General features: G+C 47.5%; 4 protein-coding genes. All 4 read left to right on the top strand.

Annotated features, from left to right (window positions below; all coding sequences use genetic code 11):
• Positions 1–220 precede the first annotated feature (220 nt).
• The 4 genes from CKL79_RS21970 to CKL79_RS21955 all read left to right on the top strand — a co-directional run bounded on the left by CKL79_RS21970 (position 221) and on the right by CKL79_RS21955 (position 3,687).
• Positions 221–1,060: an AAA family ATPase gene (locus CKL79_RS21970; RefSeq protein ID WP_121971654.1), complete on the top strand. Its 840-nt coding sequence runs from the start codon at positions 221–223 to the stop codon at positions 1,058–1,060.
• A complete protein-coding gene (locus CKL79_RS21965; RefSeq protein ID WP_121971653.1) occupies positions 1,053–1,964 on the top strand; it encodes a hypothetical protein in 912 nt (303 codons plus the stop codon). The genes CKL79_RS21970 and CKL79_RS21965 overlap by 8 nt, the downstream gene beginning before the upstream one ends.
• Positions 1,965–2,018: 54 nt before the next feature.
• Complete coding sequence (locus CKL79_RS21960; protein WP_121971652.1) at positions 2,019–2,813, top strand: hypothetical protein; 795 nt, start codon at positions 2,019–2,021, stop codon at positions 2,811–2,813.
• A gap of 217 nt (positions 2,814–3,030) precedes the next feature.
• Complete coding sequence (locus tag CKL79_RS21955) at positions 3,031–3,687, top strand: hypothetical protein (protein WP_121971651.1); 657 nt, start codon at positions 3,031–3,033, stop codon at positions 3,685–3,687.
• Positions 3,688–3,900 lie beyond the last annotated feature (213 nt).

Raw genomic sequence — 3,900 nt, 5'->3', positions numbered from 1 at the left:
CTTTTCATTCTTCTGTTACAACAGATTTCTCGCCCTTTGACCACTCATCGTTACTTTCCTCAATAATGCTACTTACCAGCGGTTATTGAGCTATTGCGCTGAGACTACAGTTCAAGTGCAGACGTCTGCACCTAAATGCACAGCTTCACAATTTATTTTCTAAAGGTGTCGTTTATAGGTTAATATTCTGCTGTGAAATCGCGCAGTAGAAGTGACGATTATGATCATCGCAATTGCAGCAATTAAAGGTGGAGTCGGCAAAACGACTTTAACCTTCTGCCTCGCAGCAACCCTATCAGAGATGGGTAAGAAAGTTTTATGTCTCGATTTAGACCATCAGGGAGATCTCTCCGCAGCTTTGGGCGCTAGTAAAGACGATTCAGATCCTACATTGGGTCAAATACTATATGCACCCAAAAGAGAGCAGGCAGAGATGCTAGCGCGAGGGATTATCGATATTCCAGGATGCTGTCATTTGGTTACACCCGGCTCAGATCTAGGGGCTTACCAATCAGAAATTGAAAATGGGCTTGCGAGCGAAAGTCGTTTGGCCGACGCGCTCGGGGGCTTTAATAAAGCGTATGAAAATTACGACTACGTACTGCTAGACACTCCAAAAGGTGAAGGGCTGTTCACTAAGAATGCACTGGTTGCTTGTGACAATGTCATCGTCCCTGTCCAGACTGAGTACTTTGCTCTGAAAAATATTCCTGAGCTGCTCGGCCTTATTGGTCAGATTGCTGATCGTGCGAATCCACGCGTGTCTGTTTCTGCACTAGTCCCAAGTCGAATGAAACAGACGAGCCTTCACAAAAGTATCCACCAGCAACTACTGGATTGGGATGTACGCGAGCAGTTGCCCCATCAAAAGCAAGCGTCATGGGTAGCGCCTCCCATTCGAGATCTAACGCTCTACGCTGAGCTATCTGCTCAGGGAGAATCACTGTACACGTATCCAGGCGTTAAGAAGATGCACCGTGCTCCATTCATAGCGATCGCTGAATATCTAGATACGCTTGCTGGACAGAGCATTCAACGTGAGGTAGAAGCAGTTGGTTAAGAAGTTTTCCAGGGTAGCTGCTGTTCCCAAGCAGGCTGTCGTTCCACAAGAAGCGACTGAGGTCGTTCGAGCCCCTCAAAACAAAGTTGTCAATCTTGAGCGAGTAGATCTTTCTGATCGCGAAAACTGGCTCCGTGCGTTGGATATTTGCAAAGCGAAGACAGAGCAGCCCCTCGATGCACTGCTCAAAGAAATTGAGACCTATCAAGGGCAGATCGATCAAGCACTGCAAACGGCTCAAGCTCAGAGTACTATCTATGCCTACGCCATTGGTACCCGGCTAGATGTCATCGAGGAGAACAGACTGTTTGAAGAGAAAGGCTATGTGAACCTTACGGCGTTTATAAAAAATGGCGAGGTAAAACGTCCAAATGGGCAGTCGATTACGACTCGTCAGGTCTGGGCATACCGACGTGTAACCAGGGGATTGAACGAGTTTCTCCAACTGGCAGAAGAAATTCGGGATGGAAAACCAGTCTCGCCGGAACTTCGCGAACAGCTACAGCTTCTTGGTGCTAGGGTCAATCAGGATGTAGTGGACGTATTTCTGAAGTCATACACGGAGAGCATCGCAGGTGTTCTTGAGTTAGGCGTTAGCAAGCTAGAGCAGGTTTATCGACTGCCTAAGTCCATGGCATTGTCCGGTTTGTTAGCAGGAAGGCTTGCCCTCGAAGAGAACGTAGTAGAGTTTCGCGATGTGCCGTTCTCTGTCCTACGCAAGGCGATCAGCTCTCATGAGAAGAAAAATAAACCGATATTAACGCAGAAGAAGGTTCAGAATACAGAGCGTGAACTAGACCAAATAGAGAAAATATTTCAAGCTTTGAAGGATAAGGAGTTAACGAAGGAGCAGACCGAGAGGCTGAGCCAATTATCCAAGGTCTTAGATGCGCTTATTTCTTAGACTTCCTATCCCCAAAATTAAATCATCCCACGGCGTAATCTAAGAAGGGACGTTATGGCAGTAAAACAAGGCGACCTAATAACGGTCGTATATGAGAACAAGGAATTCGAGGCTGTTGTTATAGACCCTGATGGGCTAGGGCCCGGACTTCCTAGCGTAGGATTCGGCTTTAATATGGCCGCTCGCTATATCGGAATACCTCAGCAGACCCTTACAAATAGGGTGACCCAAATAGAAGGGGAGAAGTGGCTTAAAACGCCAGGGGGAAAGGCTTTTAGGGTGACCCAAATCTTTGCTGAGGATAATAATACCTATACCGTAATTGAGGCTTCAGACTGGTTCGACCTCAGCCTGGACATGCTGCTCAACCCTGGAAAGACTCGCAAGCCTACCCGTGAAAATATCAGTGAGTTCGTTCGCTGGTTCGCTGTGAAGGGATTCTACAGCGAAGCCTTTGTGGCTTTGCGCGGTACTTACAGTCAGAAGGATAGCCGCGCGACTACGCGGTGGCTAAGTCAGCGTGAATCCGGGAAGGCAGCGCGTAAGACATATACCGATCTACTGAGCGACCTGGGCGTACACAATACGACCTACGGTAAACTCACAAACCGTATCTACGAAGGTCTTTTCGGTTTGCAGGCTGAAGAAATGAAGTCGCGATGGCTGCTCATGGCAGGCGATCCTAAAATTGCTCGCAATTATATTTCCGAAGAGCGCGGAATAGAGGCTGTAAAGTACTGCGAGGACATGGTAGTGCGGATGTATGTCGATTCACTAGAAGAAGCTCATAGGGAGGCGATCGCCCTAACAGTACGAAAGTTTAAATTGAATCCTCTTTCAAATCTCTAAGGAGATGGTAGGAAACAGATTCCTTGGTAGCTTGCTATTTTGAAAGAAGATAATTCGATTTGCTTACCACGTAGATCATCCGTGCGACTGATCACCTCGAAGAGGCTGTTTCCATTAGCACTAAAAGCTTTCAGGAGATGTGTTAGTAAGTTGGCTACCCCTGCTTTCGTGCCTCAGAATAAGTTATCGCTCAAAACCACTTCAGGCGAGAAACAGGATGCCAATTGATATTGACCGGCTACGTCAATCCATTCGCCAAGATCTGGACACAGATGAGTTACTAATCCTTCTCGACCGAGCCATTGAACTCATCGAGCCCGACCAATTACCTCAGTTACTGAAAGGCATCTTGGCGATTGACTCATTTCAAGCTGATGAAACCACAACGCAATCACTCTTAGAAGATGTTGAGGACTTTCGAGATGATAGTTTAGCCGGTCTGTATTACGAGGCTTTCAGAGTTAATTCTCGTAACTTCATGGATATGTCGAGGGAGACGACTAACTGGATTGAGCAGTTTGAGCGGCTTATCAACCGCTGCATCAGACGATGTCGAGACGGTGAGTATGTTCAGACCCAGCAAGCCTTCAAGATACTCTTCAATCTGCTCGATGAAATTGATAAGGGCGGCGACACTATCATCTTCTTTGCGGACGAAGCCGGTTCTTGGCAGGTTGGGGTCGAGTGGGCAGAAGTGCTGCCTTGCTATTTCACCGCCTTAGCTGAAGTCGCAAAGCCCGAGCCTTTTGCTCAGGACGTTATTCACTTAGTGACAGCTCATATTGGCCATGACCGAGACATGCACTTGAGCACGGCCTTGAAGCTGGCTAAACCATCACAAAGAAAGGCGCTTAAGAGGCTCATCCAAACATGACCCATCAGGGGCATTTGAAGCTAAGCCCTATGGCTTTACCTGATGCGGTGATCGCACTGCTCAATCGTCTCAGCCTTCTGAGGCATAGTCTGTGCTCTACTATGCTTCAGTAAATATGGCTATTAAATGTCAAGAGGGTAGGCGATAAAATGACAGAGCGTAGGCGGGTGGAGGTACAGTCGAAGAGACGAATGAGTCTAGCGCTAAGCCAGA

The organism is Leptolyngbya sp. BC1307 (assembly GCF_002286735.1).
Lineage (GTDB): Bacteria > Cyanobacteriota > Cyanobacteriia > Phormidesmidales > Phormidesmidaceae > Phormidesmis.
This window is presented reverse-complemented; position numbering and strand designations above follow the sequence as displayed.

What these genes read in the sequence shown, in the direction of transcription:
- CKL79_RS21970 (WP_121971654.1), top strand. Translation starts at nt 221, where the DNA reads ATGATCATCGCAATTGCAGCAATTAAAGGTGGAGTCGGCAAAACGACT.
- CKL79_RS21960 (WP_121971652.1), top strand. Translation starts at nt 2,019, where the DNA reads ATGGCAGTAAAACAAGGCGACCTAATAACGGTCGTATATGAGAACAAG.
- CKL79_RS21955 (WP_121971651.1), top strand. Translation starts at nt 3,031, where the DNA reads ATGCCAATTGATATTGACCGGCTACGTCAATCCATTCGCCAAGATCTG.